Genomic DNA, 25,993 nt, shown 5'->3' with positions numbered 1-25,993 from the left:
GAACCTCCGAGAGACGCACGATCGAGGGCGCACGACCATACGATGGAAGGATGCAACGAAGCGTCTTCGGTCGTCCCACCATCTGGTGGATGTTCGTCCCGTACGCGCTGATGTCGGTCCTGCACGTCGGCGCGCTCGCGGTCGGCAGCGACCTCGCACCTCCGACGAAGCTCTGGCTCATGCCGCTGCTCGCGATTCCGGTGCTGGTCTCGGCACGCCTGAAGCCGACCCTGGCGATCGTCCTGCTGCTGGCCGCACTGCTGTTCTCCTGGCTCGGCGACGGCGCGGGAGCCCTGTTCCCCTCGGCTCCAGAGCTCCCGCTGATGCTCGGCTTCTTCGGTCTCGCGCACATCGCGTACATCGTGCTGTTCCTGCGCGTCCTGCGCCGGCAGCGGATGCCGTGGTGGGCGCTCGTCTACGCCGCCTGGTGGGTCGCCATGATCGTGTTCCTCGGGCCGCACACCGGGAATCTGCTGATCGCCGTCGGCGCCTACGGCCTCGTGCTCGGCGCCACGGCCGCCCTGGCGACCCGCTGTCATCCGCTCGTCAGGTACGGCGGAATCTTCTTCCTCCTCAGTGACACGATCCTTGCGTTCCGCCTCTTCCTCCCCGACGCGATGCCGGACTGGACCAGTCCCGCCGTGATGGCGACCTACACGCTCGGCCAGGGACTCATCGTCGCGGGTGCTCTCGCGACCCTGCGCGAAGGGAAGATCCAGCGATGACGGATACCGTCGACTCCCCGCCTCCGGCGAACCCGGCGCACACGAAGCCGGTCCGCGTGGACAGCTGGCTGTGGGCGATCCGCGTGTACAAGACCCGCTCCGCCGCCACGACCGCCTGCCGCGCGGGTCACGTGCGCGTCAACGGCGACAAGGTGAAGGCCGCGCAGACGGTGAAACCCGGTGATGAGCTCCGGGTGCGCATCAGCGGCTTCGACCGCATCCTCGTCGTGCGGCAGACGCTCGTCAAGCGCGTCGGCGCGCCAGTGGCAGCGCTCGCATACGAGGATCGAACGCCTCCGCGCGATCCGGTCGCCGCACTCGGGGTCCGCGACCGGGGCGCAGGGCGCCCGACGAAGCGCGAACGGCGCGACATCGATCGCCTCCGCGGTCGCGACGACTGAGCGCTTGCAGCCTCAGCCGATCAGTCCACGGAGCCATCCGGCTCCCTGCACGCGAGCGCCGGCATTCTCGACCCGGGCGCGGAGTCCGCGATCGCTCGTCACGACCGTCACGGTGCGCCCCGTGTCCATCAAGCGCGTCGCCTCGGCGACGATGGCATCGTCGCCCTCCCCCGGCGCACGCACGATGCGGACCGCGTCGTCATCGGCATCCGCTTCGATCGCCTTGGCCTGGCCCTCCACGACGAAGCTGACGGAAGGGAACCAGACGTCCCCTTCGAGATCCAGGTCGGCCGCAGGCACTGCCAGTCCGGCCAGCGACGCACGCAACCGCGCGGCTGCACCCGCTCGATCGCGCCACCATCCGTCCGGCACGCTGCCGACGACATTCGCGGCATCCACGACGAGCGCGGGCTGCACCTCCAGCAGTGCGCGCAACCGGGGCCAGGCATCCCCGAACCCCGGATGCAGCGGCCGATCGTCGACGTTATCGATCGCCACCCATTCCAGCGCAACGCTCTCGGGGTCGCTGATCACCGGATCGAACGGCGCGACCACGTCGGCCACGAGCGTCGTGTAGGCCCAGATATCGAGGTCCAGCACGCTGGTGAAGCGCGGATCCAGGGCGCCTTCGGGCACTCCTGCTTCCTCGGCCGCCTCGCGCTGCGCGCCGTCGATCGCGGACTCCCCCTCATGCAGGGCGCCGCCGGGCAGACCCCACGTCCCGCCGAAATGACTCCAGGAGACCCGGTGCTGCAGGAGCACGCCACGTCGGGGATCCACCGCGAGCAGCCCGGCGGCGCCGAAGCGCCCCCAGTACCGCTCGCCCGTCGGCGCGACGACCCAGGCGTCCCCCGGGTCGCGCGGACCCTCGGGTCGACGCGGCTCACCAGGGCTCGGAGGAACGATCGTCACCCTTCCAGCCTGTCACAGCAACCGCGGCCGAGCACCAGGCGCGACCAGCGGCGTAACGGCTCTGCGAAGATTGACTCGTGAAGCTCCTCGTCGCCGCCCTCGAATCCGAACTCTCCGCCTTCCCCGCAGAGGTGCCCGGCTATGACCGGCTGGTCACCGGCCCGGGCAAGATCAAGGCCGCGTACGCCCTCACGCGCGCGCTCGACAACGGCGACTACGAAGAAGTCCTCGTCGTCGGAACCGCCGGTGCGATCGACCCGGACATCGCCCCGGGCATCCACGTCGTCGACACGGTGTTCCAGTACGACGTCATCGACGACAACGGCGTCGCCGGCCACCACGTGTCGATGCCGCAGCGCCTGAGCCTCGGCGGCGGTGACGTGATCATCGCGACCGGCGACAGCTTCGTCGACGACGCCGACACCGTACTCGCGATCCGCGCACTCGGCGGACGCCTGGTCGACATGGAGGCCTACGTCTACACGTGGGTCGCCGAGCAGTTCGATATTCCGATCCGGATCTGGAAGGCCGTGTCCGACACCGCCCAGGACGGCGCGAACCAGACGTGGGAGGCCACCGTGGCGGCCTGCAGCCGCGACTTGTGGACGCGACTGCAGGCCGAGCTCGACGCCTGACCCGTCAGCGGTCTACGACAGCACGCTCTGCGACGCCCGCGCCGCACGGAGCCGCGCTTCGGCGAGTTCCTCTGCCGCCTGCAGCGGCGTGATGCCGCGCTCGGCCGCATCATCGAGGATGCCGCGGACCGTGTCTCCGATGCCGGAAACGCGCTCCATGATCGCGGCCCGCGTGCCGCCGTGCTTCGCCTCGAGATCCAGGTAGATGACACCACCGGCGTTGACGACGAAATCGGGCGCGTACAGGATGCCACGGTCGGCGAGTCGCTGCGCGCCATCGTGCGCGGCCAGCGGGTTGTTCGCCGGCCCGCACACCGCGCGCACATCCAGCGCATCGATCACGTCATCCGTCAGCAGCCCGCCGATGCCGGCCGGGACGAACACGTCAGCGGGGACCAGATGCTCGGTACCCGGTTCGGCCCAGGTCATGCCGAGGTCAGCCGCCAACTGGCGACGCGCGGGGTTGACATCGGTCGCGGTGAGGACGGCTCCTTCGGCGGACAGCCGGACGGCGAGGCGTCCGCCGACCTGACCGAGACCGGAGATCGTGATGCGGCGCCCTGCCACCTCCGGCGATCCGGTCAGACGCTCGAGGACCGTGCGCAGCGACTCGTAGACGCCCAGGCTCGTCGGGCCGGCCGGCTCACCGGAGCCGCCGACGGCATCCGGAAGTCCGACGACATGCGAGGTGCGCTCGCTCACGGTGAGCATGTCCTCGGTCGTGGAGCCGACGTCCTCGGCCGTGCGGTAGAGGCCGCCGAGCGATTCGACGGCATCGCCGAGGTCGAGGAACGCCGCACGTCGACGCTCGGAGTCGAGGACCGTCCCCTCGGCCAGTCCGATGACCGACTTGCCGCCGCCGGCGTCGAGACCGGCCGCGGCGTTCTTGAGCGTCATCGCCGCCGACAGGCGCAGGGCATCGCCGAGAGCATCGCTCCAGTGCGGGTACGTCCACAGACGAGCGCCGCCGAGGGCGGAGCCGAGCACGGAGGAGTGCAGCGCGACGGCGATGAACAGACCGCTGCGCCGTCCCGTGATCACCTCCACGCGTTCGTGGGAGAAATCGGGCAGGGGCAGGGTGTGCGTCATCGCATCCTCTTTCGGCGGGCCTTGTGGGCGTGCTCGGTGGATGCCACGGCGTTGCGGCATCCACCTCCCATGGTACCGCCGGAGCGTCAGCGCTGGCGGCGCTCCCTCACGCGCATGTTGATGACGATCGGCGTTCCCTCGAACTCGTAGATCTCACGCAGGCGCCGCTGGATGAAGCGCCGGTAGCCCGGGTCGAGGAATCCGGTGGTGAAGAGCACGAACGTCGGCGGACGCGTCGACGCCTGCGTCCCGAACAGGATGCGCGGCTGCTTGCCACCGCGCAGCGGGTGCGGGTGCTCGGCGACGAGCTCGGACAGGAACGCGTTGAACTTGCCCGTCGGAATACGACGGTCCCAGTTCTCCAGCGCGGTCTCGAGCGCCGGCACGAGCTTGTCGAGGTGACGACCGGTCTTGGCCGAGATGTTCACCCGCGGCGCCCACGCGACGTGCGCGAGGTCCTTCTCGATCTCGCGCTCCAGGTACCGGCGACGGTCCTGGTTCTCCATGTCGTCGTCGTTGAGGCGGTCCCACTTGTTGAACGCCAGCACGAGCGAACGTCCGGACTCGAGCACGAGGTCGATGATGCGGATGTCCTGCTCGCTGATCGACTCGGAGACATCGAGCACCACCACGGCGACTTCTGCCTTCTCGAGCGCGGCCGAGGTCCGCAGCGACGCGTAGAAGTCCGCGCCCTGCTGCAGGTGCACCCGACGACGGATGCCGGCGGTGTCGACCAGGCGCCACAGCTTGCCACCCAGTTCGACGACCTCATCCACCGGGTCGCGTGTCGTGCCGGCGAGGTCGTTGACGACCACGCGCTCCTCCCCCGCCGCCTTGTTCAGCAGCGAGGACTTGCCGACGTTCGGACGACCGAGGATGGCCACGCGGCGCGGTCCGCCGATCTCGGCCTTCGCGACAGCGGAGACGCTCGGGAGCTTCTTCATGACGGCATCCAGCAGGTCGGCGACGCCACGACCGTGGATCGCCGAGACCGGGTACGGCTCGCCGAGACCCAGGTTCCACAGCACCGCGGCCTCCGGCTCCTGGCGCGCGTCGTCGATCTTGTTCGCGACGAGGAAGACCGGCTTGCCGCTCTTGCGCAGCAGCTTCACGACGTGCTCGTCGGTCGACGTGGCACCGACCTTCGCATCCACGACGAACATCACCACGTCGCACAGGTCGATCGCGACCTCCGCCTGCGCGGCGACCGAGCGGTCGATGCCCTTGGCGTCCGGTTCCCAGCCGCCGGTGTCCACGACCGAGAAGCGACGGTCCTGCCACTCGGCCTTGTAGGTCACGCGGTCGCGGGTGACACCGGGGGTGTCCTCGACGACGGCCTCGCGGCGGCCGAGGATGCGGTTCACGAGCGCGGACTTGCCCACGTTCGGGCGGCCGACGATCGCCACGACGGGGAGCGCCGGCAGGAACTCGATGCCGCCCTCTTCGCCGGCGAGGCCCGCCAGCAGCGCGGCATCGTCCTCGTCGAGGTCGTACTCGGCGAGTCCGGCGCGCAGCGCCTCGGCCCGCTGTTCCGCGAGCACCTCGTCGAGGTCGTTCATCTTCTCTTCGAGGCGGTCAGGGCCGCCCTCGTACTCTTCTTCAGCGGGCATGTTCCGCTCCTTGCTTTCGGTCGATCACCGCGAGCACGGCGTCGATGGTCTGGGGGAAATCGAGTGCGGTCGAATCGACGACCTCGACGCCGTCCGCGGCGTTGAGGAAGTCGACGACCGTGCTGTCGGCGGCGTCACGACGGTGCAGCGCCGCGGCGACGGCGGCGGCGTTCTCGTCCGCGAGCTCGCCGGCCCGGCGCGCGGCGCGCACCTCGGGAGCAGCGGTGAGGAGGATGCGCACCGGCGCATCGGGTGCGACGACGGTGGTGATGTCACGGCCTTCGACGACGACGGCGTCGAACGCGGCATCCGCCACGAGGGAGCGGAACAGTTCGTTGACCTGGGCGCGCACCTCGGGGACGCGCGCGACTCCGCTCACGGCGCCGGAGACGCGCGACTCGCGGATCGCGTCGGTCACATCGGCTTCGCCGACGCGCACGGATCGGTCGTCGGGGTCGAGCCCGATGCGCAGATCGAAATCGGATGCCGCGGCACGCACCGCTTCGGCATCCGACGTGTCGGCACCGCGATCGAGCACGTGCCACGCCAGCGCACGATAGGCCGCACCGGTGTCGAGGTATCCGTAGCCGCGCGTGCGGGCGACCGCCTTGGAGACGCTGGACTTGCCGGAGCCTGCCGGCCCGTCGATCGCGATGAACTTGCGAGCCTCAGTCATTGGTCGTCCCTGCAATCCGCCACCCGCGTTCCTGCAATCCGGTGATCGCGCCGTGCAGCGCGGCCGGAGCCACACTGATCTCGGCGAGACCGAACTGTGCGCCCGGCGAGTGCTCCAGGCGCAGGTCCTCCACGTTCACGCCGAGCTCGCCGAGCTCGCCGAAGAGTCGTCCGAGCTGACCTGCGGTGTCGTCGACCATGACGACCAGCTGCTCGAAGCGTCGGTTCTGACCGTGCTTGCCCGGGAGGCGCTCGACGCCCTCGTTGCCCTGCCGGATCGCGTCAGCGACCGCTCGACGTGCGCCCGGTGCAGCCGGATCGCGCAATGCATCGGAGACCTCACGCAGATCGTCCGCCAGCGCATCGAGGATCTCGACCACGGGCTGCGCGTTGGCACCCAGGATCTGGACCCACAGCTCCGGTGCGGATGCCGCGATGCGCGTGGTGTCGCGCACACCCTGACCTGCGAGCCGGAGGGCATCCTCGTCGGCGGAGGTGAAGCGGCCGGCGAGCAGGCTCGCCACGACCTGCGGGACATGAGAGGTCAGCGCCACGGAGCGGTCGTGCTCCTCCGGCGTCATCTCCAGCGGCATCGCGCCGACGTCCAGCGCCAGCGCTTCGACGAGAGCGAGATCGGCAGGGCGCGTCTGATCGTCGCGGCACACCACCCAGGGCCGTCCGACGAAGAGGTCCGCCCTGGCCGAGATGGCTCCGCCGCGCTCACGGCCCGCGAGCGGGTGCGAACCGATGTAGCGGGTCAGATCGACGCCGCGCTCCTGCAGCGCGCGGAACGGCTCGAGCTTCACGCTTGCGACGTCGGTGACGACGGCATCCGGGTATCGATCGAGCTCGGACTGGATGACGTCGGCCGTGACGTCGGGCGGAACGGCCACGACGCTGAGCACCGGTCGATCGTCATCGCGCGCGGCGCGACCAGCGCCGTAGTCGATGGCGAGGCGCAGCTGCGCGGGAGAGGCGTCGGCGAGCACGACATCGACGCCCTTGGCGCGCAGTGCGTGGCCGATGCTCGCGCCGAGCAGGCCGGAGCCGACGACGCGAACGGTCCCCGACAGCCGTGGGGGCACCACGGCACCACGGACCTGTTCGCTCACTGCTTCTCCTGCACGTCTCCCGGCGTCGCATCCGCAGGGGCATCACGGCGCGCGAGAGTCAACAGCGCACCGAGTTCGATTTTACTCAGTTCCCGCGACTTCCCAGCCGGGAGTGTTCCCAGGTGCAGCGGGCCGAACTGGCGGCGGACGAGTTCGGTGACCGGATGGCCGACCGCTGACATCATCCGCCGGACGATCCGATTGCGGCCAGAGTGCAGTGTGAGCTCGACCAGGCTCGACTCCTTGCCGCTCGCCGAGCTCGTCGACGTGTCCAGCAGCCGCGCCTTGTCGGCGGCGATCGGCCCATCCTCGAGCTCGATGCCCTTGGTCAGCGTGGCGATCGTCTGCGCGGTGACGATGCCCTCGACCTTCGCGATGTACACCTTGGTCACGCCGAAGGACGGGTGCGCGAGTACGTGGGCCAATGCGCCGTCGTTCGTGAGGATCAGCAGGCCGCTGGTCTCGGCATCCAGGCGTCCGACGTTGTAGAGGCGCTCCTCGTAGTCCTCGGTGAACCGGCGCAGGTCAGGCCGGCCGTTCTCGTCGCGCATGGTGCTGACGACGCCGATGGGCTTGTTCAGCATCACGTAGCGCTTGGAGACGTCGAGCTGTACGGCCGTGCCGTCGACGTCGACCAGGTCGGTCTCGGGGTGGATCCGTCGACCCAGCTCCGTGACGACCTCGCCGTTCACGCGGATGCGTCCCTCGACGATGTAGTCCTCGATCACGCGGCGGGAGGCGACACCCGCGTTCGCGAGCACCTTCTGCAGTCGGATGCCGTCGGCGGCGGGGTCTGTCATGGAAGTCATCGGATACTGCTTTCTTCGAAGCCGTTCGACCCGTCGTCGAGCAGCGGGGAGATCGGCGGGAGTTCGTCGAGGGAGTTGATGCCGAGGTTCTGCAGCAGGGCATCGGTGGTGCCGTAATTGATCGCTCCGGTCTCGGAGTCGGCGAACAGCTCGGTGATCAGGCCGCGGGCCAGCAGCGTGCGGACGACCGAATCGACGTTCACGGCTCGGATCGATGCGACCTGCCCGCGTGTGACCGGCTGCTTGTAGGCGATGACCGCGAGGGTCTCGAGCGCTGCCTGGGACAGCCGCGCCGGCGCCTGTCCTCCGACGAACTCCGCGACGAGGCCGTCGTGGTCGTCGCGGACGTACAGCCGCCAGCCGCCGCCGACCTCTCGGAGCTCGAAGCCGCGCCGCGGCCCGCTGCCGCGACCGTCGTAGTCGTCGACGAGGGTCTCGATCGCCTGCCGGACGGCCGGCACCGGTGCGCCGACGGCGGCAGCCAGGGCGACGAGTCCCAGCGGCTCCTCGAGCACGAGGAGAATCGCCTCGAGCTTTTCGGTCAGCGGGGCTTCCTGCCCTTCGACAGGCTCGGGGAGCGAGCCGGGTTCGGTCACGTCATCGGTCATAGTCGGCCCCCAGGGTCGCCAGCATCTCGTCCGACCAGGTGTCGGCTGCCCAGCGCAGCGTCAGCTCGCCGAGCGGTTCCAGTTGTTCGAAGGACAGCGCCGCGTGCCGGTACAGCTCCAGCACGGAGATGAACCTCGCCACGACGATGCCCGGCTCGTTCACGCCGGTGACCAGCTCGCGGAAGGTCAGCGATTCGGTGTTGCGCAGCAGCGTCACGACGATCGCGGCCTGCTCGCGGATGCTCACCAGCGGCGCGTGCAGGTGATCGAGCCCGACGTGCGGGATCTCCTTCGGTGCGAACGCGAGCAGCGCGAGGGCTGCGAAGTCGTCGACGCTGAGGCTCCAGACGAGCTCGGGCGTCTGCCGACGGTGCTTCTCGTCCAGCCGGACGGCGCGGACATGCCTGCGGTCCTCGCGCTGCAGGCTCCGCGCGAACCAGGCAGAGACCTCCTTGAACGCGCGGTACTGCAGCAGACGGGCGAACAGGAGGTCGCGCGCCTCGAGCAGGGCGACCGACTCCGCATCGACGAGTTCGCCCTGCGGCAGGAGCCCTGCCACCTTCATGTCGAGGAGCGTGACGGCGACGACGAGGAACTCGGATGCCTGGTCCAGCTCCTCCTCGGGGCCGAGATCCTTCAGATACGCGATGAACTCGTCGGTGACCCTGCTCAGCGACACTTCGGTGATGTCGAGCTCGTGCTTGGAGATGAGATTCAGCAGCAGGTCGAACGGGCCGTCGAAGTTCCCCAGGGAGACCCGGAAGCCGGAGTCCTCGGACGAACCGGTCTCAGGCGACGGCGCCACGGGCGACCAGCTCCCGCGCCAGCCGCAGGTACGCCTGGGCGGCGGCGTGCTCCGGCGCGAACTCGGTGATGGGGACGCCGGAGACCGAGGCATCCGGGAACTTCACGGTGCGACCGATCACGGTCTCGAGCACGTCGTCGCCGAACGCCTCGACGACGCGCTCCAGCACCTCTCGGGAGTGCAGGGTGCGAGGGTCGTACATCGTGGCGAGCAGGCCGTCGAGCTCGATGGCGGGGTTGAGGCGGTCGCGCACCTTGTCGATCGTCTCGATCAGCAGGGCGACGCCGCGGAGCGCGAAGAACTCGCACTCGAGCGGGATCAGGACGCCGTGGCTCGCGGTGAGCGCGTTGACGGTCAGCAGACCGAGCGACGGCTGGCAGTCGATCAGGATGACGTCGTACTCGTCGGCGACCTGGCGCAGCACGCGCGACAGGATCGTCTCCCGCGCGACCTCGTTGACGAGGTGCACCTCGGCGGCCGAGAGGTCGATGTTCGCGGGGATGACGTCGAGGTTCTCGACAGACGAAGGGACGATCGCGTCGTGCGCATCGCGCTTGGTGTCCAGCAGCAGGTCGTAGACGGTCAGCATGTCGTGCGTGTTGATGCCGAGGCCGGCCGAGAGCGCACCCTGCGGATCGAAGTCGACGGCCAGCACCTTCCGGCCGTACTCCGCCAGAGCCGCCGCGAGGTTGATCGAGGTGGTCGTCTTGCCGACGCCGCCCTTCTGATTGCACAGCGCGATGATGCGCGCCGGTCCGTGCGATTCGAGCGGAGCGGGTGTCGCGAAGCCGTGATAGGGACGGCCGGTGGGTCCCATCGGGGTCTCGTCCGCCTTCGACGTCTTACCCTTGGACTTCGCCGCTTTGTCAGCCACCGGTTCTCCTGCTCCCTTGTGCTCGCTCGATTCTAGTCATCACCGACCCGAACACGCCGCCCGACCCCGGCGATCCCGCCGAATCGGGCCGCCCGCAGTCCTAACGCGCTCGAGGATGCGACGTGGCGTAGATGTCGCGCAGCGCGTCGACGGAGACGTGGGTGTAGATCTGCGTCGTGGCGACGGACGCATGCCCCAGCAGCTCCTGCACCACGCGGACGTCGGCTCCGCCCTGCAGCAGGTGCGTCGCGAACGAATGACGCAGCGTGTGCGGCGACACCTCGGCCGTGATCCGGGCGGTCTCGGCAGCGGACCGGATGACCAGCCACGCGCTCTGCCTCGACAGCGGCGCTCCCCGCGCGCCGAGGAACAGCTTCGCCGTGGCGCGGCCCTTCGCGGCGAGGCCGGGGCGGACCCGCGTCAGATACGCATCGACGGCGTCGCGCGCATAGGACCCGACCGGGACGATCCGCTCCTTGGATCCCTTGCCGCGCAGCCTCAGCACCTCGCCGTATGCGAGGTCATCGACGTCGAGGCCGATCGCCTCGGATACGCGGGCGCCGGTGGCGTACAGCAGCTCCAGCAGCGCACGATCCCTGATGCCCAGCGGCTCATCCGCTGACGGGGCGGCGAGCAGACGCTCCACCTGGTCGATCGTGAGGGCCTTGGGCAGGCGCTGCGGTGTCTTGGGCGGCCGCAGCCGCCCGGTCGGGTCCTCCGGCTCGACCCCCTCGCGCACCAAGTAGCGGTGCAGTCCCCGCACCGAGGACTGCAGCCGCGCGAGACTCGTCGCCGCCGGCGCCGGGACGACCGCCGAGCGATCGGCGATGAAGCGGCTCACGATCGACCCCGTGATCGCCGAAGTGTCGTCGATGCCCGCATCCGCGAGCCACTGCGCATAGATCTCGAGATCCCGCTGGTACGCCGCGACCGTGTGCGCCGACAGGCCGCGCTCGATCGTGACGTGCCTGAGGTAGGCATCGACCGCGCGCGCGACGAGCACGTTACTGCCCGGTGCTCGCGCTCCGGAGCCGCCGCTCGGCCGCGAGCACGCCGATGGAGAGGATGCCGTTGTGCATGCGACCGGCCAGGACTGCTTCCACGGCATCCGACAGCGCGACCCACTCGACCCGGATGTCGGCTTCCTCGTCTTCGCGCTCGTGCTCCTGCGCCGCGGACGAGACACCCGTCGCGAGGAACACGTGGATCATCTCGTCGTTGCCGCCAGGGGTCGTCCAGACCGAGACCAGTGATTCCCAGTTCGCCGCGACCAGGTCGGCTTCCTCGGCGAGTTCGCGCTGCGCGGCGAGGAGGGGCTCCTCGCCGACGACATCGAGAAGACCGGCTGGGAGCTCCCAGTCCCGATGCCGGATCGGATGCCGGTACTGCTGGATCAGCAGCACCCGGCCGTTGTCATCGATCGCGACGACGGCCACCGCACCCGTGTGGGCGACGTATTCGCGGATGATCTCGCCGTCGCCGTAGGCGACGCGATCCGAGCGGACATCCCACACCCAGCCCTTGTGGACGAGATCGCTCTGGAGCACCTCAGGTTCGAAGGGCTCGTCCGTCAGCAGGGACGCGTCGTGCACGTCACGCATCGGATTCGACGTCGAACAGCTCGCTCGCGCGGTGCCGCTCGATCGCGGCGCCGACGAGACCGCGGAACAGCGGGTGCGGGGCGGTCGGACGCGAACGCAGCTCGGGGTGGGCCTGCGTGGCGATGTAGTACGGGTGCACGTCACGGGGCAGCTCGACGAACTCGACGAGATCCAGCTCGGGGTTCAGACCCGAGAACACCATCCCGGCCTCGGCGATCTGGTCCCGGAAGGCGTTGTTGACCTCGTAGCGGTGCCGGTGGCGCTCCTCGACCTCGGTGGATCCGTAGACCTCTGCCGCGATGGAGCCCTCCGCCAGACGAGCGGGGTACAGGCCCAGGCGCATCGTACCGCCCAGGTCGCCGTGGTCGAGGATGTCGATCTGCTCGGCCATCGTCGCGATGACGGGCGCCAGCGTCTCGGGGTCGAACTCGCTCGAGGAAGCGCCCTCGATACCCGCGACGTTGCGCGAATACTCGATGACCATGCACTGCAGTCCGAGGCACAGGCCCAGGGTCGGGATGCCCTGCTCGCGGGCGAACTTCAGCGCGCCGAGCTTGCCTTCGATGCCGCGGATGCCGAAGCCACCGGGCACGCAGATGCCGTCGAGCGCGCCGAGCTGCTCCTTGGCGCCCTCCGGCGTCTCGCACAGGTCGGACGGGATCCAGCGGATGTTGACCTTGGTCTCCTGCGCGAACCCGCCGGCCTTGAGCGCCTCGGTCACGGACAGGTAGGCATCCGGCAGATCGATGTACTTGCCGACCAGACCGATCGTGACCTCGTGCTTGGGATTGTGCACGGCGTGCAGGACCTTGCTCCAGCGCGTCCAGTCGACATCGGCGGCCTTCTGGTCGAGTCCGAGACGGCGGACGATGTACGAATCCAGACCCTGCTCGTTGAGCGTGGACGGGATGTCGTAGATGCTCGGCAGGTCGACGGTGTTGATGACGCCCTCGGCGTCCACGTCGCACATCAGCGCGATCTTGTTGCGGTTGGACTCGCTCACCGGGCGGTCGCTGCGCAGCACGAGCGCGTCCGGCTGGATTCCCACCTGGCGGAGGGCTGCGACCGAGTGCTGCGTCGGCTTGGTCTTCTGCTCACCGGATGCACCCATGAACGGCACCAGCGAGACGTGCACGAAGAACACGCTGTCACGGCCCAGCTCGTGCCGCAGCTGACGTGCGGACTCCAGGAAGGGCTGGGACTCGATGTCGCCGACCGTGCCGCCGACCTCGGTGATGATCACGTCGGGCTTGGGCGTCTCGTCGGCCTGCAGACGCATGCGGCGCTTGATCTCGTCGGTGATGTGCGGGATGACCTGCACGGTGTCACCGAGGTACTCGCCTCGGCGCTCGCGGGCGATCACCTGCGAGTAGATCTGGCCGGTCGTGACGTTGGCGGCCTCGGACAGGTTGATGTCGAGGAAGCGCTCGTAGTGGCCGATGTCGAGGTCGGTCTCCGCACCGTCATCGGTCACGAAGACCTCGCCGTGCTGGAACGGGTTCATCGTGCCCGGATCCACGTTGAGATACGGGTCGAGCTTCTGCATGACGACCCGCAGTCCGCGGGCGGTGAGAAGGTTACCGAGGCTCGCGGCAGTGAGCCCCTTGCCCAAAGACGAAACGACACCGCCGGTCACGAAGATGTGCTTGGTGGTGTCGTTCTTGGGCCCCGCAGAAGAAGAGTTCATCACGGGCTTCTATCCTAACAGGCAGCGGCGGTGCCGAGACCGAGAAGTTCTCGGGCGTGGGTGAGTGCGGCATCCGAATCGGTCAATCCGGACAGGAGTCTGGCCATCTCGGCCTCGCGGTCGGCGCCCTCCAGGCGCCGCACACTCGAGGCGGTGACGGCTCCGTCGCTGGCTTTCACGACGGAGAGATGGTTGCCGGCGAAGGCTGCGACCTGGGCGAGATGCGTGACCGCGATCACCTGAGAGCGTTCGGCGAGTCGGGCGAGTCGCCGCCCGACTTCGATCGCCGCAGCGCCGCCGATGCCGGCATCCACTTCGTCGAAGACGAAGGTCGGAACCGGATCGGTCCCGGCGATGACGACCTCGATCGCCAGCATCACGCGGGAAAGCTCGCCGCCGGATGCTCCGCGCGCGACGGGGCGCGGTTCGGCACCGGGGTGCGGCGCAAGCAGGATCGCCACGTCGTCGCGGCCGTGCGCGCTCTCCGAGCCGGCGGTCACGGCGACCTCCAGACGCGCGTCGGGCATCGCCAACGCGTGCAGCTCTTCGGAGACCTCGGTCCCCAGGCGCCCAGCGGCTTCCGTGCGTGCGGCGGTGAGCGCGTCGGCAGCCGCATCGAGCGCGTCACGGGCCGTCGCGCGCTCGGCTTCGAGCCGTTCGACCCGGTCGCTGTCGTCGTCCAGTTCTGCCAGCCGTGCCGATCCGGTCTCCCAGACCGTGAGGGCCTCATCCAGCGAGCCGTGGGCGCGCACCAGGGTGTTCAGCGCTGCGCGGCGCTCCTCCACGGCCGCGAGCTCGTGCGGCCCTGCCTCGTCCAGGTCGGCGAGATAGCCCGCCAGTTGACCCGCGAGGTCCGCCAGGCGATAGCCCACATCGGCCAGTGCCTCGGCGATGCCGGCCAGAGCAGGGTCGGACGCGCGTTCCAGGAGGCGCCGTGCGTCGGCGACCAGCGCTGAGGCATCCGGGTCGTCATCCTCGTTGGAGAGAGCGCTGTGCGCGAGTGCTGCGGCCTGCCGCAGCTCCTCGGCGTTCGCGAGCCGCTCGGCCCGCTCGGTGAGAACCTCGTCCTCCCCCGCCTCCGGCGCCGTGGCTTCGATCAGCGCCAGTGCCTCCCGCAACCGGGCCGCCTCGTCGGCGCGACGGTCGCGATTCTCGGTGAGCTCGCGCAGCTCGGCATCGAGCGCACGCCAGTGCTCCCACGCGTCCCCGTAGGCGCGAAGCGCGGCGGACACCGGTTCGCCGCCGAAGCGGTCGAGTGCGTCGCGCTGCGCCGCTGCGGACTTCAGCCGCAACTGCTCGGACTGGCCATGCACCACGACGAGCTGTTCGGCGAGGGCGGAGAGGACGCCTGCAGGTGCCGCGCGTCCGCCGACACTCGCGCGGCTGCGTCCCTCGGCGCTGAGCGTGCGGGAGACGTAGAGCTCGGACCGACCAGCGCCGGCGGGTTCCAGTTCTCCCCCGGCATCCGTCACGATGTCGGCGATCGGTCCTTGCTCGGGTACGACCCAGACGCCTGCCACAGACGCCTGCGCCGCGCCGGCGCGGACAGCGCCTGAATCGGCGCGCTGGCCCAGCAGCAGCCCGAGGCCGGTGACGACCATGGTCTTTCCCGCACCGGTCTCGCCGGTGATCGCGGTGAAGCCCTTACCGAGCGGCAGGACGGCGTCGGCGATCACGCCGAGGTGCTGCATCCGGATCTCCTCGATCACGCCGGTGCCTCCGTCCCGTTGCCGCGCCAGCCGGCGACCGGAAGACGGAACTTGCGCACCAGCCGATCGGTGAACGCCGCGGGGTGCAGACGTGCGAGACGCACCGGTCGCGAGGACCGTCGCACCACGACGCGTGCACCGGGCGGGAGATCGTGCGAACGTCGGCCGTCGCACCACAGGATGCCCGTGCCGCTGGTGCTCTCCAGCATCTCGATCGCGACGGATGCGTGCGGGCTGACGACGAGTGGCTTGGCGAACAGGGCGTGCGCGGAGAGCGGCACAACGGCGATCGCCTCGACGCCCGGCCAGATCACCGGTCCGCCAGCCGAGAAGTTGTATGCGGTGGAACCGGTGGGCGTCGACACGACCATGCCGTCGCAGCCGTAGCTGGTGAGCGGGCGGCCGTCGATCTCGACGACCACTTCGATCATCCGCTCCCGGCTCGCCTTCTCGACGGTCGCCTCGTTGAGCGCCCAGGTCTCGTAGACGACCTCGCCGGCGGCATCCTTCACGCGGACGGCCAGCGCCAGGCGCTCCTCGACCTCGTAGTCGCGTTCGATGACCCGTCGGACCGCGGCATCCATGTCGTCGCGCTCGATCTCGGCGAGGAAGCCGACGTGGCCCATGTTGATGCCGAGCACCGGGGCGCCGCTGTCCCTGACGAGCTCGGCCGCACGCAGGATCGTGCCGTCTCCGCCGAGCACGATGGCGAGTTCGAGCTCGCCGACCTGGATCGCGTCGCCGAGGACGTCCACGTCCGCGAAGATCTCGTCGACGGCCGCCAGCTCGGCGCGATCCTCCGCTGCCAGCACCGGACGGGCACCCGCACTGCGCAGCGATTCGACGACTCGGCGAGCTGCTGCGACGGTGTCGTCCCGGCCGGCGTGGGCGACGACCAGGATGTAGCGCTCGTTCATCGTCCTCCTGCCAGTTCGTCGATCCGCTTCGTCCATTCTGCCGGAGAGCTTCCCCGGCCGGGTGCCATGTGGACAAGGTACTCGGCATTGCCGTGGGTTCCGAGGATCGGCGAGGGCAGGATGCCGAACATCCCGAACCCGGCGTCCCATGCGCTCCAGAGCGTCCGCGACACGGCATCCGCCCGGATGACGGGATTCGTGACGAGTCCGCCCCGGACAGCGGTGCGGCCGACCTCGAACTGCGGTTTGACGAGCAGCACGACATCGGCACCGGGCGCCGCGACCTGCGCGACCGCTGCGAAGACGAGCTCGAGCGAGATGAACGACAGGTCTCCGACGATCAGCTCGGGGGCACGGGGCTCCCCGGTGGCCGCGGCGAGGTTCTCGGGGGTCATGTGGCGGACGTTGTACCCCTCGACGGCCGTGACGCCAGGGTCGGCGGCGATCGCCGGCGCGAGCTGGTCATGACCAACGTCGACGGCGAGCACGCGTGCGGCGCCGCGCTCGCGCAGCACCTGGGTGAACCCGCCGGTCGACGCGCCCATGTCGAGCGCGATGCGCCCCTCGACGGGGACCTCGAAGCCGTCGAGAGCGGCGATCAGCTTGTGGGCGGCGCGGCTGACGTAGTGATCCGAACCCGCGACAGTGATCTCAGTCGCCTCGCCGACCTGAGTGGATGCCTTGATCACGGTGCGTCCGCCGACCTGCACGAGTCCATCCGCGATCATCGTCGCGGCGTGCGTGCGCGACCGGGCGAGGCCGCGTGCCGCGAGGGCGGCGTCGAGTCGGGTCACCGCTCCGACGACTTCTCTCGCTGATCGAGTCGCGCGCCCGACTCGAGTCGCCTGGACAACTCGTCGTGCAGGCTCGAGTAGGCATCGGCTCGTGCCGCGAGCGGCTGGCCTTCGATCAGGCGCAGGCGGCTCCAGAGTCCGTCGGTCGGACCGTTCGTGCTGTCGTCGCTCACCCGACCAGCCTACGGCCGATGGAACGGATCCTCGTAGAGGCGCTCTGGCACTCGCAGCACGAAGATCGGTGTCCCGGACTCCCAGATCGCCAGCGCACCAGCGCGGAGCAGATCGATCTGCCTGGTGCCTTCGGCGAGGATCTCGACGTCGCCGCCGTTGACGCGGACGGTCGCATCCGCGACCGTCACGGCGCCGTCCTTGCGGACGGCCTGCGGGTACGGTTCGTGGAGTTCGCGCAGATCGGAAAGCACGAACGTCGGTCGCGAGTCTTCGGGTGCCGCCAGCACGTGCTTGGGCCGATCGATGCCGGTGAGCACGAGAACAGAATCGATACCGGCGCGGTTGGCACCGAGGATGTCCGTGTCGAGCCGGTCGCCGATGAAGAGGGTGCGCTGCCCGCCGAAACGTGCGATCGCCTCTTCGAAGATCGGGACCTCCGGCTTGCCTGCGACGGTGGCCAGACGACCGATCGCCGTGTGGACTGCCGAGACCAGGGTGCCGTTGCCCGGCGCGACGCCGCGTTCGCGCGGGATCGTCCAGTCGTTGTTCGTCGCGATCCACGGGATCCCGCCCTCGTCCTCGGGGAGTTTGAGGGCGAAGGCGGCTTCGGCGAGGTCGGTCCAGGCGACGTCGGGCGCGAAGCCCTGCACGACGGCGTCGGGTGCGTCCTCAGCACTGCGGGTGACGGTGTAGCCGGCCTTCTCGGCCTCGACGACGAGGCCCTCGCCGCCGACGATCAGAAGCGTCGCAGGTGCAGGAACCATGGTCGCGAGCAGGCGCATCGCCGCCTGCGGGCTGGTGACCACCTCATGCGCGGCGACGGTCAGTCCCAGCTCGGTCAGGTGCTCGGCGACCGAGGCATCCGTTCGGGACGCGTTGTTCGTGATGTAGCCGAGTCGCCGCTCGCGGGCGACGGCGTTCAGGCTGTCGACCGCGTGCGGAAGCGCTCCAGGACCGGCGTACACGACACCATCGAGGTCGGCCAGAACGACGTCCATTCCGTCGAGGGGTGTCGGCCGCTTCTTGGCGAAAAGGCCCATCAGGCCTCGTCCTCGGCGGAGTCCCCGGCGTTCTTTCGGTCGGCAGGCTTGTCGTCCGTGTCGCCGTCCTCGCCGAGGAGCTCGGCGACTTCCTGTTCGATCTCGTCGCGTTCGGAGCGCGCGGGAGCCGGCGAGGCCGAGTCGGACTCGAGTTCGGCGTCGGACCCAGCGTCTGCCGAAGTCTCGACATCAGCCTCGACCTCGACCTCAGTCTCAGTCTCAGCCTCAGCCTCAGCCTCAGCCTCAGCCTCAGCCTCAGCCTCAGCCTCAGCCTCAGCCTCAGCCTCAGCCTCAGCCTCAGCCTCAGCCTCGATGTCAGATGTCGCATCCTGCTCGGACTCGACAGCGTCCACCGCATCCACAGCGTGCACGTCGTCCATGGACTCGCCCTCGATCAGACTGTCCTCGACGATGAGTTCCTCATCGCCTTCCTCATCGAGGCCGAGCGCTTCGAGCGCGACCTCGGCGCGCTGCGCCCAGAATTCGGACTCCTCGTTGCGGCCGAGGTCCTCGAGGACGGCGGCGCGTGCAGCGAACAGCGCAGGGCTCCAGCTGAAAGCGCGATCGGGGTCGAGTTCGGGGATCTCGAGTTCCCCGAGCGCGAGCTCGGTCTCCCCCAGGTCCAGCCGCGCACCCGACATCGCGATCGCCAGAGCGACACGCACGTCGATGGGAAGCGCTGACCGGTCGACCGAGCGTCCTGTCTCGAGCGCGCGGTCCGGTCGTCCGACGCCGCGCTCGCTGTCGACCATGAGCGCGATCTGGTCCTCCTTGCCAGAGATCCGTCGGTAGGTGCGCAGCTCGCGCAGCGCCAGAGCGAAATCGCCCGTCGCGTACGCGGTGATTCCCAGAGTCTCTCGGACGATCGCGATGCGCCCGGCCCGACGGGATGCCGCGAGAGCATGCTCATGCGCCAGCGCAGGGTCCTCGTCGATCAGCTGAGCGACCACGGCGAGGTGACGCGCGACCTGGTCGGCGTTCTCCTTGCTGAGAGTCTTCAGCTCGTTGCGAGCAGCGGCCGGCAGATCGCGGGCAGTGATCTCATCCGGAATGTCCGGACCGCGCTCGGGACGCGGACGGTCATCGTAGGGACGATCGTTGCGCGGACGCTCAGCACCGCCGCGCTGCGCGTGGGAACTGCGGCCACGATCGTCACGCCGGTCCGAGCCGCCGTCACGCTTCTGGTAGCCACCGGGGCGGTCTCCGTCGCGACGCTGGTAGCCGCCGGACGAGCGGTCACCATCACGGCGCGGAGCGCTGTCCCGACGCTGGTAACCACCGTCTCGGTTCTGTCCGCGGGTCGGGCGATCGCCGTCTCGACGCTGGTAGCCACCGGCCGGGCGGTCACCATCACGGCGCGGAGCGCTGTCACGGTTCTGGTAGCCGCCCGACGGACGATCGCCGTCACGACGGGGAGCGCTGTCACGACGCTGGTAACCGCCCGACGGACGATCGCCGTCACGACGCGGGGCACTGTCCCGACGCTGGTAGCCACCCTCACGGTTCTGGCCACCGGACGGACGGTCACCGTCACGACGGGGAGCGCCGTCACGACGCTGGTAACCACCCGACGGGCGGTCACCGTCACGACGCGGGGCACTGTCCCGACGCTGGTAACCACCCTCACGGTTCTGCCCTCCGGACGGACGGTCGCCGTCACGGCGCGGAGCACCGTCACGGTTCTGGTAGCCACCGGACGGACGGTCACCATCACGACGAGGAGCACTGTCACGACGCTGGTAGCCGCCGCTCGGCCGATCACCATCACGACGAGGCGCGGAGTCACGCCGCTGATAGCCACCGTCGCGGGACGAGCTGCCACCATCGCGATAAGTCGGTCGTGAAGCAGAGCGATCTGCGCGCGGATGATCCTTGCGGCCGTCCCCTGATTTCTTGGAACGGTCGTCGTTGTCGCGTCGCGGTCGACGCTCTTCCTCATCCGGCATGATCTATGCTCTCTCCAACTTCCTGTTAACGCAAAATGGCCACCCAACCTTGGGTGGCCATTTCACAGAAGAAGTCCGGCGGTGTCCTACTCTCCCACAGGGTCCCCCCTGCAGTACCATCGGCGCTGTGAGGCTTAGCTTCCGGGTTCGGAATGTAACCGGGCGTTTCCCTCACGCTATGGCCGCCGAAACACTATTGATGTTTCAACAAAAACCTAAAGACACACGTGGTGCCTGTAGGGTTCTCGACCGTACATCGAGAACCACAAAGTGGACGCGTAGCAAATCAATCAATCGTTGATTCGAAGTGTTATCAAGTCATCGGCTTATTAGTACCAGTCAGCTGCATGCGTTGCCGCACTTCCACATCTGGCCTATCAACCCAGTAGTCTGGCTGGGAGCCTCTCACCCGAAGGTATGGAAGTCTCATCTTGAGGCCGGCTTCCCGCTTAGATGCTTTCAGCGGTTATCCATCCCGAACGTAGCTAATCAGCGGTGCTCCTGGCGGAACAACTGACACACCAGAGGTTCGTCCAACCCGGTCCTCTCGTACTAGGGTCAGATCCTCTCAAACTTCCTACGCGCGCAGCGGATAGGGACCGAACTGTCTCACGACGTTCTAAACCCAGCTCGCGTACCGCTTTAATGGGCGAACAGCCCAACCCTTGGGACCTACTCCAGCCCCAGGATGCGACGAGCCGACATCGAGGTGCCAAACCATGCCGTCGATATGGACTCTTGGGCAAGATCAGCCTGTTATCCCCGAGGTACCTTTTATCCGTTGAGCGACAGCGCTTCCACAAGCCACTGCCGGATCACTAGTCCCGACTTTCGTCCCTGCTCGACCTGTCAGTCTCACAGTCAAGCTCCCTTGTGCACTTACACTCGACACCTGATTGCCAACCAGGTTGAGGGAACCTTTGGGCGCCTCCGTTACTTTTTGGGAGGCAACCGCCCCAGTTAAACTACCCACCATGCACTGTCCCTGAACCGGATTACGGTCCGAAGTTAGATATCCAGAGTGACCAGAGTGGTATTTCAACAATGACTCCACATGAACTGGCGTCCACGCTTCAAAGTCTCCCACCTATCCTACACAAGCCACACCGAACACCAATACAAAGCTATAGTAAAGGTCACGGGGTCTTTCCGTCCTGCTGCGCGTAACGAGCATCTTTACTCGTAATGCAATTTCGCCGAGTTCGCGGTTGAGACAGTTGGGAAGTCGTTACGCCATTCGTGCAGGTCGGAACTTACCCGACAAGGAATTTCGCTACCTTAGGATGGTTATAGTTACCACCGCCGTTTACTGGGGCTTAAATTCTCAGCTTCGCCTTGCGGCTAACCGGTCCTCTTAACCTTCCAGCACCGGGCAGGCGTCAGTCCGTATACATCGTCTTGCGACTTAGCACGGACCTGTGTTTTTAATAAACAGTCGCTACCCACTAGTCTCTGCGGCCTCCAAACGCTTTCGGAGCAAGTCCTAATACGTCGAAGGCCCCCCTTCTCCCGAAGTTACGGGGGCATTTTGCCGAGTTCCTTAACCACGATTCTCTCGATCTCCTTGGTATTCTCTACCTGACCACCTGAGTCGGTTTGGGGTACGGGCGGCTAGAACCTCGCGTCGATGCTTTTCTTGGCAGCATAGGATCATCCACTTTTTATCCGCATCGTGTCTCAGCCTGTATGAGAGACGGATTTGCCTATCTCTCGGCCTACGCACTTGCACCAGGACAACCATCGCCTGGCTTGGACTACCTTCCTGCGTCACACCTGTTAATACGCTAGCCGCACCAGAACGGGTTCGTACGCTAGGCCCAGAGCGTCACCCCGAAGGGATCAGTCACTGGGATTCAGATACTTAGCACTACTGGATTAGCTTGGGCGGTTCTTCGCCGGTACGGGAATATCAACCCGTTGTCCATCGACTACGCCTGTCGGCCTCGCCTTAGGTCCCGACTTACCCAGGGAAGATTAGCTTGACCCTGGAACCCTTGGTCTTTCGGAGGACGTGTTTCTCACACGTCATTCGCTACTCATGCCTGCATTCTCACTCGTGTAGCCTCCACGGCTGGTTCACACCGCCGCTTCGCTGGCCACACGACGCTCTCCTACCCATCAATACGGCTGGACCACGAAGGCCTACCAAAAATATCAATGCCACAACTTCGGTGGCGTGCTTGAGCCCCGTTACATTGTCGGCGCGGAATCACTTGACCAGTGAGCTATTACGCACTCTTTCAAGGGTGGCTGCTTCTAAGCCAACCTCCTGGTTGTCTAAGCAACTCCACATCCTTTCCCACTTAGCACGCGCTTAGGGACCTTAGATGGTGGTCTGGGTTGTTTCCCTCTCGACTATGAAGCTTATCCCCCACAGTCTCACTGCTGCGCTCTCACTTACCGGCATTCGGAGTTTGGCTGACGTCAGTAACCTTGTAGGGCCCATCGGCCATCCAGTAGCTCTACCTCCGGCAAGAAACACGCAACGCTGCACCTAAATGCATTTCGGAGAGAACCAGCTATCACGAAGTTTGATTGGCCTTTCACCCCTATCCACAGCTCATCCCCTCAGTTTTCAACCTAAGTGGGTTCGGTCCTCCACGACGTCTTACCGTCGCTTCAACCTGGCCATGGATAGATCACTTCGCTTCGGGTCTAGGACATGCGACTGAATCGCCCTATTCAGACTCGCTTTCGCTACGGCTACCCCACACGGGTTAACCTCGCCACATATCGCTAACTCGCAGGCTCATTCTTCAAAAGGCACGCTGTCACCCCTACTAAGGAGGCTCCAACGGTTTGTAAGCAAACGGTTTCAGGTACTATTTCACTCCCCTCCCGGGGTACTTTTCACCTTTCCCTCACGGTACTTGTCCGCTATCGGTCATCTGGGAGTATTTAGGCTTATCAGGTGGTCCTGACAGATTCACACGGGATTTCACGGGCCCCGTGCTACTTGGGATCCTCTCCACGCCAGAACACATGTTTCGACTACGGGGCTGGCACCCACTACGGCCCGCCTTTCAAGACGGTTCGTCTACACGCTTCTGTAACGCCACCAATTCGGCAGAACTGGTAGGAAAGTCCCACAACCCCGAACATGCAACTCCTGCCGGATATCACACACACTCGGTTTAGCCTCATCCGCTTTCGCTCGCCACTACTCACGGAATCACATGTTGTTTTCTCTTCCTGTGGGTACTGAGATGTTTCACTTCCCCACGTTCCCTCTACCCGCCCTATATATTCAGACGGGAGTCACTAGGTCGGCACGCCGCCCAGCGGGGTTTCCCCATTCGGACACCCTCGGATCAAAACTTGCTTATCAGTTCCCCGAGGCTTATCGCAGATTGCTACGTCCTTCTTCGGCTCCAGATGCCAAGGCATCCACCGTTTGCTCTTAAAGACTTGAAATCACATTGAGTTCGAATCGTCAAAAAATTGACTAATGATCTTTAAGATCATCTTCATGAACCAACCCCGAAGGATCGGTCCAAAGATGCTCGCGTCCACTGTGTAGTTCTCAAAGTACGGGCGGTACCCCTCACGCAACCCCCCACAAGGGGAAACGACAAGAGGCCCAGAGGATTCAGACAAAACGTCTGGCCCCTCAGGACCCAACAGCGTGCAGACACCCCGCTCACCAACCCCCGCATTCCAACCAACCCGAAGGCCGGCGTACTAGCAGAAATCAGCTGCGCTGATGTCATGTCAAATGTTCCACCCATGAGCTCCCAGCGAAGAACGTATGCCTTCGAACTGGGTTCTGGACACCCCCGAAGAGGTGTCAGATGCTCCTTAGAAAGGAGGTGATCCAGCCGCACCTTCCGGTACGGCTACCTTGTTACGACTTAGTCCTAATTACCGATCCCACCTTCGACAGCTCCCTCCCACAAGGGGTTAGGCCACCGGCTTCAGGTGTTACCGACTTTCATGACTTGACGGGCGGTGTGTACAAGACCCGGGAACGTATTCACCGCAGCGTTGCTGATCTGCGATTACTAGCGACTCCGACTTCATGAGGTCGAGTTGCAGACCTCAATCCGAACTGGGACCGGCTTTTTGGGATTCGCTCCACCTTACGGTATCGCAGCCCTTTGTACCGGCCATTGTAGCATGCGTGAAGCCCAAGACATAAGGGGCATGATGATTTGACGTCATCCCCACCTTCCTCCGAGTTGACCCCGGCAGTATCCCATGAGTTCCCACCATTACGTGCTGGCAACATAGAACGAGGGTTGCGCTCGTTGCGGGACTTAACCCAACATCTCACGACACGAGCTGACGACAACCATGCACCACCTGTTCACGAGTGTCCAAAGAGTTGACCATTTCTGGCCCGTTCTCGTGTATGTCAAGCCTTGGTAAGGTTCTTCGCGTTGCATCGAATTAATCCGCATGCTCCGCCGCTTGTGCGGGTCCCCGTCAATTCCTTTGAGTTTTAGCCTTGCGGCCGTACTCCCCAGGCGGGGAACTTAATGCGTTAGCTGCGTCACGGAATCCGTGGAAAGGACCCCACAACTAGTTCCCAACGTTTACGGGGTGGACTACCAGGGTATCTAAGCCTGTTTGCTCCCCACCCTTTCGCTCCTCAGCGTCAGTTACGGCCCAGAGATCTGCCTTCGCCATCGGTGTTCCTCCTGATATCTGCGCATTCCACCGCTACACCAGGAATTCCAATCTCCCCTACCGCACTCTAGTCTGCCCGTACCCACTGCAGGCTGGAGGTTGAGCCTCCAGATTTCACAGCAGACGCGACAGACCGCCTACGAGCTCTTTACGCCCAATAATTCCGGATAACGCTTGCGCCCTACGTATTACCGCGGCTGCTGGCACGTAGTTAGCCGGCGCTTTTTCTGCAGGTACCGTCACTCTCGCTTCTTCCCTGCTAAAAGAGGTTTACAACCCGAAGGCCGTCATCCCTCACGCGGCGTTGCTGCATCAGGCTTTCGCCCATTGTGCAATATTCCCCACTGCTGCCTCCCGTAGGAGTCTGGGCCGTGTCTCAGTCCCAGTGTGGCCGGTCACCCTCTCAGGCCGGCTACCCGTCGACGCCTTGGTGAGCCATTACCTCACCAACAAGCTGATAGGCCGCGAGCCCATCCCAGACCGAAAAATCTTTCCAAACGTTGACCATGCGGTCACGTCTCATATCCAGTATTAGACGCCGTTTCCAGCGCTTATCCCAGAGTCCGGGGCAGGTTGCTCACGTGTTACTCACCCGTTCGCCACTGATCCACAAGAGCAAGCTCCTGCTTCACCGTTCGACTTGCATGTGTTAAGCACGCCGCCAGCGTTCATCCTGAGCCAGGATCAAACTCTCCGTAAAAAAGAAATGCATACCACCACGGGGAAAACCGCGACAGCAGCGAGTTTGAAACTGACCAAAGAGACAAAATCAACTGACTTCATCCGAATGCCAACCCCCAACAAAGAAGGTTGGTCTTTGATCCAAAGGAATTCTCACCCCCACCGAAATGGAGACGAGGATAATTTGGCATTTGACAAGTGCACGCTGTTGAGTTCTCAAGGATCAGACGCTCCCCCGACCCAGCCTCACGACCAGGCCCGAAGGGCAACTTCTCTATCTTACCTCGCTTGATCCGTTTGTCAAATCGGCGAGCCGAGCGAACTCGACCCTCGATCCGTGGACCGCAAGGCTTCCCGCAACCGATCTCGCACCGAAGTGTTGGAACTGTTTTGGGAGGTGGTTAGCCACTTGAGGGGAGCTGACCTTCTGGTCTCTCTCAACCCTGTGGGGCGAACAGGTAATAATTTACGTGGGATCCGGGGGTCGGGCAAATCCTGGCCGACTCCCGGGCGTGTCGCCCGTTTCCACGGCTCGCGATCTCCGCTCACGAGTCGTACGA

General features: G+C 66.1%; 22 protein-coding genes and 3 rRNA genes. 4 read left to right on the top strand and 21 right to left on the bottom strand.

The annotated features are described in order from the left end of the window. The first annotated feature begins 50 nt into the window (after nt 1–50). Both AC3ANJ_RS07185 and AC3ANJ_RS07180 read left to right on the top strand, forming a co-directional pair. Complete coding sequence (locus tag AC3ANJ_RS07185; protein WP_488318877.1) at nt 51–725, top strand: lysoplasmalogenase family protein; 675 nt, start codon at nt 51–53, stop codon at nt 723–725. Then, complete coding sequence (locus tag AC3ANJ_RS07180; RefSeq protein ID WP_488318876.1) at nt 722–1,126, top strand: RNA-binding S4 domain-containing protein; 405 nt, start codon at nt 722–724, stop codon at nt 1,124–1,126. Before AC3ANJ_RS07185 ends, AC3ANJ_RS07180 begins: the two co-directional genes overlap by 4 nt. 12 nt (nt 1,127–1,138) lie before the next feature. On the opposite strand, the gene AC3ANJ_RS07175 is transcribed toward AC3ANJ_RS07180, so the two are convergent. Next, nucleotides 1,139–2,038 carry an NUDIX domain-containing protein gene (locus tag AC3ANJ_RS07175; RefSeq protein WP_488318875.1) on the bottom strand — a complete coding sequence of 300 codons (900 nt, stop codon included), beginning with the start codon at nt 2,036–2,038 and terminating at the stop codon, nt 1,139–1,141. A 77-nt stretch (nt 2,039–2,115) separates the two neighbouring features. Between AC3ANJ_RS07175 and AC3ANJ_RS07170 the strand changes: the two genes are divergently transcribed. Continuing rightward, the gene (locus AC3ANJ_RS07170) at nt 2,116–2,673 is read left to right on the top strand and encodes a phosphorylase family protein (protein WP_488318874.1); all 558 of its coding nucleotides are present in this window, start codon (nt 2,116–2,118) and stop codon (nt 2,671–2,673) included. A gap of 12 nt (nt 2,674–2,685) precedes the next feature. Here the strand turns inward: AC3ANJ_RS07170 and AC3ANJ_RS07165 are convergent, their stop codons facing one another. The 17 genes from AC3ANJ_RS07165 to AC3ANJ_RS07085 all read right to left on the bottom strand — a co-directional run bounded on the left by AC3ANJ_RS07165 (nt 2,686) and on the right by AC3ANJ_RS07085 (nt 19,127). Continuing rightward, nucleotides 2,686–3,762 (bottom strand): Glu/Leu/Phe/Val dehydrogenase family protein, encoded by a 1,077-nt coding sequence (locus AC3ANJ_RS07165; RefSeq protein WP_488318873.1) that lies wholly within the window; start codon nt 3,760–3,762, stop codon nt 2,686–2,688. A gap of 86 nt (nt 3,763–3,848) precedes the next feature. Further along, nucleotides 3,849–5,372 carry a ribosome biogenesis GTPase Der gene (der, locus tag AC3ANJ_RS07160; protein WP_406245719.1) on the bottom strand — a complete coding sequence of 508 codons (1,524 nt, stop codon included), beginning with the start codon at nt 5,370–5,372 and terminating at the stop codon, nt 3,849–3,851. Continuing rightward, a complete protein-coding gene (cmk, locus tag AC3ANJ_RS07155) occupies nt 5,362–6,048 on the bottom strand; it encodes a (d)CMP kinase (RefSeq protein WP_406245720.1) in 687 nt (228 codons plus the stop codon). Before cmk ends, der begins: the two co-directional genes overlap by 11 nt. After that, a complete protein-coding gene (locus tag AC3ANJ_RS07150; RefSeq protein ID WP_488318872.1) occupies nt 6,041–7,159 on the bottom strand; it encodes a prephenate dehydrogenase in 1,119 nt (372 codons plus the stop codon). Before AC3ANJ_RS07150 ends, cmk begins: the two co-directional genes overlap by 8 nt. Further along, nucleotides 7,156–7,959, bottom strand: coding sequence for a pseudouridine synthase (locus AC3ANJ_RS07145; RefSeq protein ID WP_488319242.1), 804 nt, complete (start codon nt 7,957–7,959; stop codon nt 7,156–7,158). The genes AC3ANJ_RS07150 and AC3ANJ_RS07145 overlap by 4 nt, the downstream gene beginning before the upstream one ends. A 5-nt stretch (nt 7,960–7,964) precedes the next feature. Beyond that, nucleotides 7,965–8,576 carry an SMC-Scp complex subunit ScpB gene (gene scpB, locus AC3ANJ_RS07140; protein WP_488318871.1) on the bottom strand — a complete coding sequence of 204 codons (612 nt, stop codon included), beginning with the start codon at nt 8,574–8,576 and terminating at the stop codon, nt 7,965–7,967. After that, entirely contained in the window at nt 8,566–9,381 is an 816-nt protein-coding gene (locus tag AC3ANJ_RS07135) for a segregation and condensation protein A (protein ID WP_406245724.1), read from the bottom strand. Before AC3ANJ_RS07135 ends, scpB begins: the two co-directional genes overlap by 11 nt. Next, on the bottom strand, nt 9,365–10,198 hold the full coding sequence (locus tag AC3ANJ_RS07130; protein ID WP_406250573.1) for a ParA family protein: 834 nt from the start codon (nt 10,196–10,198) through the stop codon (nt 9,365–9,367). Before AC3ANJ_RS07130 ends, AC3ANJ_RS07135 begins: the two co-directional genes overlap by 17 nt. A gap of 157 nt (nt 10,199–10,355) precedes the next feature. Continuing rightward, on the bottom strand, nt 10,356–11,258 hold the full coding sequence (gene xerD, locus AC3ANJ_RS07125) for a site-specific tyrosine recombinase XerD (protein ID WP_488318870.1): 903 nt from the start codon (nt 11,256–11,258) through the stop codon (nt 10,356–10,358). A gap of 1 nt (nt 11,259) precedes the next feature. Further along, a complete protein-coding gene (locus AC3ANJ_RS07120) occupies nt 11,260–11,847 on the bottom strand; it encodes an NUDIX domain-containing protein (protein ID WP_488318869.1) in 588 nt (195 codons plus the stop codon). Between the two features lies 1 nt (nt 11,848). Continuing rightward, nucleotides 11,849–13,543, bottom strand: coding sequence for a CTP synthase (gene pyrG, locus AC3ANJ_RS07115; protein WP_488318868.1), 1,695 nt, complete (start codon nt 13,541–13,543; stop codon nt 11,849–11,851). Between the two features lie 14 nt (nt 13,544–13,557). Then, entirely contained in the window at nt 13,558–15,252 is a 1,695-nt protein-coding gene (recN, locus tag AC3ANJ_RS07110; protein ID WP_488318867.1) for a DNA repair protein RecN, read from the bottom strand. Beyond that, entirely contained in the window at nt 15,249–16,169 is a 921-nt protein-coding gene (locus AC3ANJ_RS07105) for an NAD kinase (protein WP_488318866.1), read from the bottom strand. Before AC3ANJ_RS07105 ends, recN begins: the two co-directional genes overlap by 4 nt. Then, the gene (locus AC3ANJ_RS07100) at nt 16,166–16,963 is read right to left on the bottom strand and encodes a TlyA family RNA methyltransferase (RefSeq protein WP_488318865.1); all 798 of its coding nucleotides are present in this window, start codon (nt 16,961–16,963) and stop codon (nt 16,166–16,168) included. The genes AC3ANJ_RS07105 and AC3ANJ_RS07100 overlap by 4 nt, the downstream gene beginning before the upstream one ends. Beyond that, a complete protein-coding gene (locus AC3ANJ_RS07095; protein ID WP_406245731.1) occupies nt 16,960–17,136 on the bottom strand; it encodes a hypothetical protein in 177 nt (58 codons plus the stop codon). The genes AC3ANJ_RS07100 and AC3ANJ_RS07095 overlap by 4 nt, the downstream gene beginning before the upstream one ends. Nucleotides 17,137–17,145: 9 nt before the next feature. After that, entirely contained in the window at nt 17,146–18,177 is a 1,032-nt protein-coding gene (locus AC3ANJ_RS07090; protein WP_488318864.1) for an HAD-IIA family hydrolase, read from the bottom strand. Further along, on the bottom strand, nt 18,177–19,127 hold the full coding sequence (locus tag AC3ANJ_RS07085; protein ID WP_488318863.1) for a hypothetical protein: 951 nt from the start codon (nt 19,125–19,127) through the stop codon (nt 18,177–18,179). The genes AC3ANJ_RS07090 and AC3ANJ_RS07085 overlap by 1 nt, the downstream gene beginning before the upstream one ends. On the opposite strand from AC3ANJ_RS07085, the gene AC3ANJ_RS07080 reads away from it, so the two are divergent. After that, nucleotides 19,086–20,021 carry a hypothetical protein gene (locus AC3ANJ_RS07080; RefSeq protein WP_488318862.1) on the top strand — a complete coding sequence of 312 codons (936 nt, stop codon included), beginning with the start codon at nt 19,086–19,088 and terminating at the stop codon, nt 20,019–20,021. The two genes, AC3ANJ_RS07085 and AC3ANJ_RS07080, sit on opposite strands and share 42 nt — an antisense overlap. Before the next feature lie 175 nt (nt 20,022–20,196). Here the strand turns inward: AC3ANJ_RS07080 and rrf are convergent. The 3 genes from rrf to AC3ANJ_RS07065 form a co-directional block, all read right to left on the bottom strand. Next, a 5S ribosomal RNA gene (rrf, locus tag AC3ANJ_RS07075) occupies nt 20,197–20,313 on the bottom strand. Between the two features lie 119 nt (nt 20,314–20,432). Then, nucleotides 20,433–23,537: ribosomal RNA gene (locus tag AC3ANJ_RS07070) — 23S ribosomal RNA — on the bottom strand. 388 nt (nt 23,538–23,925) lie between these two features. Beyond that, nucleotides 23,926–25,452, bottom strand: a 16S ribosomal RNA gene (locus AC3ANJ_RS07065). Together the 16S, 23S and 5S rRNA genes form the textbook arrangement of a ribosomal RNA operon. Nucleotides 25,453–25,993: the final 541 nt, after the last annotated feature.

Source organism: Microbacterium sp. STRO-1N (assembly GCF_057748015.1).
The sequence above is the reverse complement of the archived record's forward strand: the minus strand, read 5'-3'. Positions and strand labels throughout refer to the sequence as shown.

Bases quoted from the DNA above. Each gene is read 5' to 3' on its own strand.
- der (WP_406245719.1), bottom strand. From the start codon at position 5,372: ATGCCCGCTGAAGAAGAGTACGAGGGCGGCCCTGACCGCCTCGAAGAG.
- pyrG (WP_488318868.1), bottom strand. From the start codon at position 13,543: ATGAACTCTTCTTCTGCGGGGCCCAAGAACGACACCACCAAGCACATC.
- AC3ANJ_RS07165 (WP_488318873.1), bottom strand. From the start codon at position 3,762: ATGACGCACACCCTGCCCCTGCCCGATTTCTCCCACGAACGCGTGGAG.
- AC3ANJ_RS07180 (WP_488318876.1), top strand. From the start codon at position 722: ATGACGGATACCGTCGACTCCCCGCCTCCGGCGAACCCGGCGCACACG.
- AC3ANJ_RS07090 (WP_488318864.1), bottom strand. From the start codon at position 18,177: ATGGGCCTTTTCGCCAAGAAGCGGCCGACACCCCTCGACGGAATGGAC.
- scpB (WP_488318871.1), bottom strand. From the start codon at position 8,576: ATGACCGATGACGTGACCGAACCCGGCTCGCTCCCCGAGCCTGTCGAA.
- cmk (WP_406245720.1), bottom strand. From the start codon at position 6,048: ATGACTGAGGCTCGCAAGTTCATCGCGATCGACGGGCCGGCAGGCTCC.
- AC3ANJ_RS07105 (WP_488318866.1), bottom strand. From the start codon at position 16,169: ATGAACGAGCGCTACATCCTGGTCGTCGCCCACGCCGGCCGGGACGAC.
- AC3ANJ_RS07130 (WP_406250573.1), bottom strand. From the start codon at position 10,198: ATGGGACCCACCGGCCGTCCCTATCACGGCTTCGCGACACCCGCTCCG.
- AC3ANJ_RS07185 (WP_488318877.1), top strand. From the start codon at position 51: ATGCAACGAAGCGTCTTCGGTCGTCCCACCATCTGGTGGATGTTCGTC.
- AC3ANJ_RS07080 (WP_488318862.1), top strand. From the start codon at position 19,086: ATGCGCCAGCGCAGGGTCCTCGTCGATCAGCTGAGCGACCACGGCGAG.
- AC3ANJ_RS07145 (WP_488319242.1), bottom strand. From the start codon at position 7,959: ATGACAGACCCCGCCGCCGACGGCATCCGACTGCAGAAGGTGCTCGCG.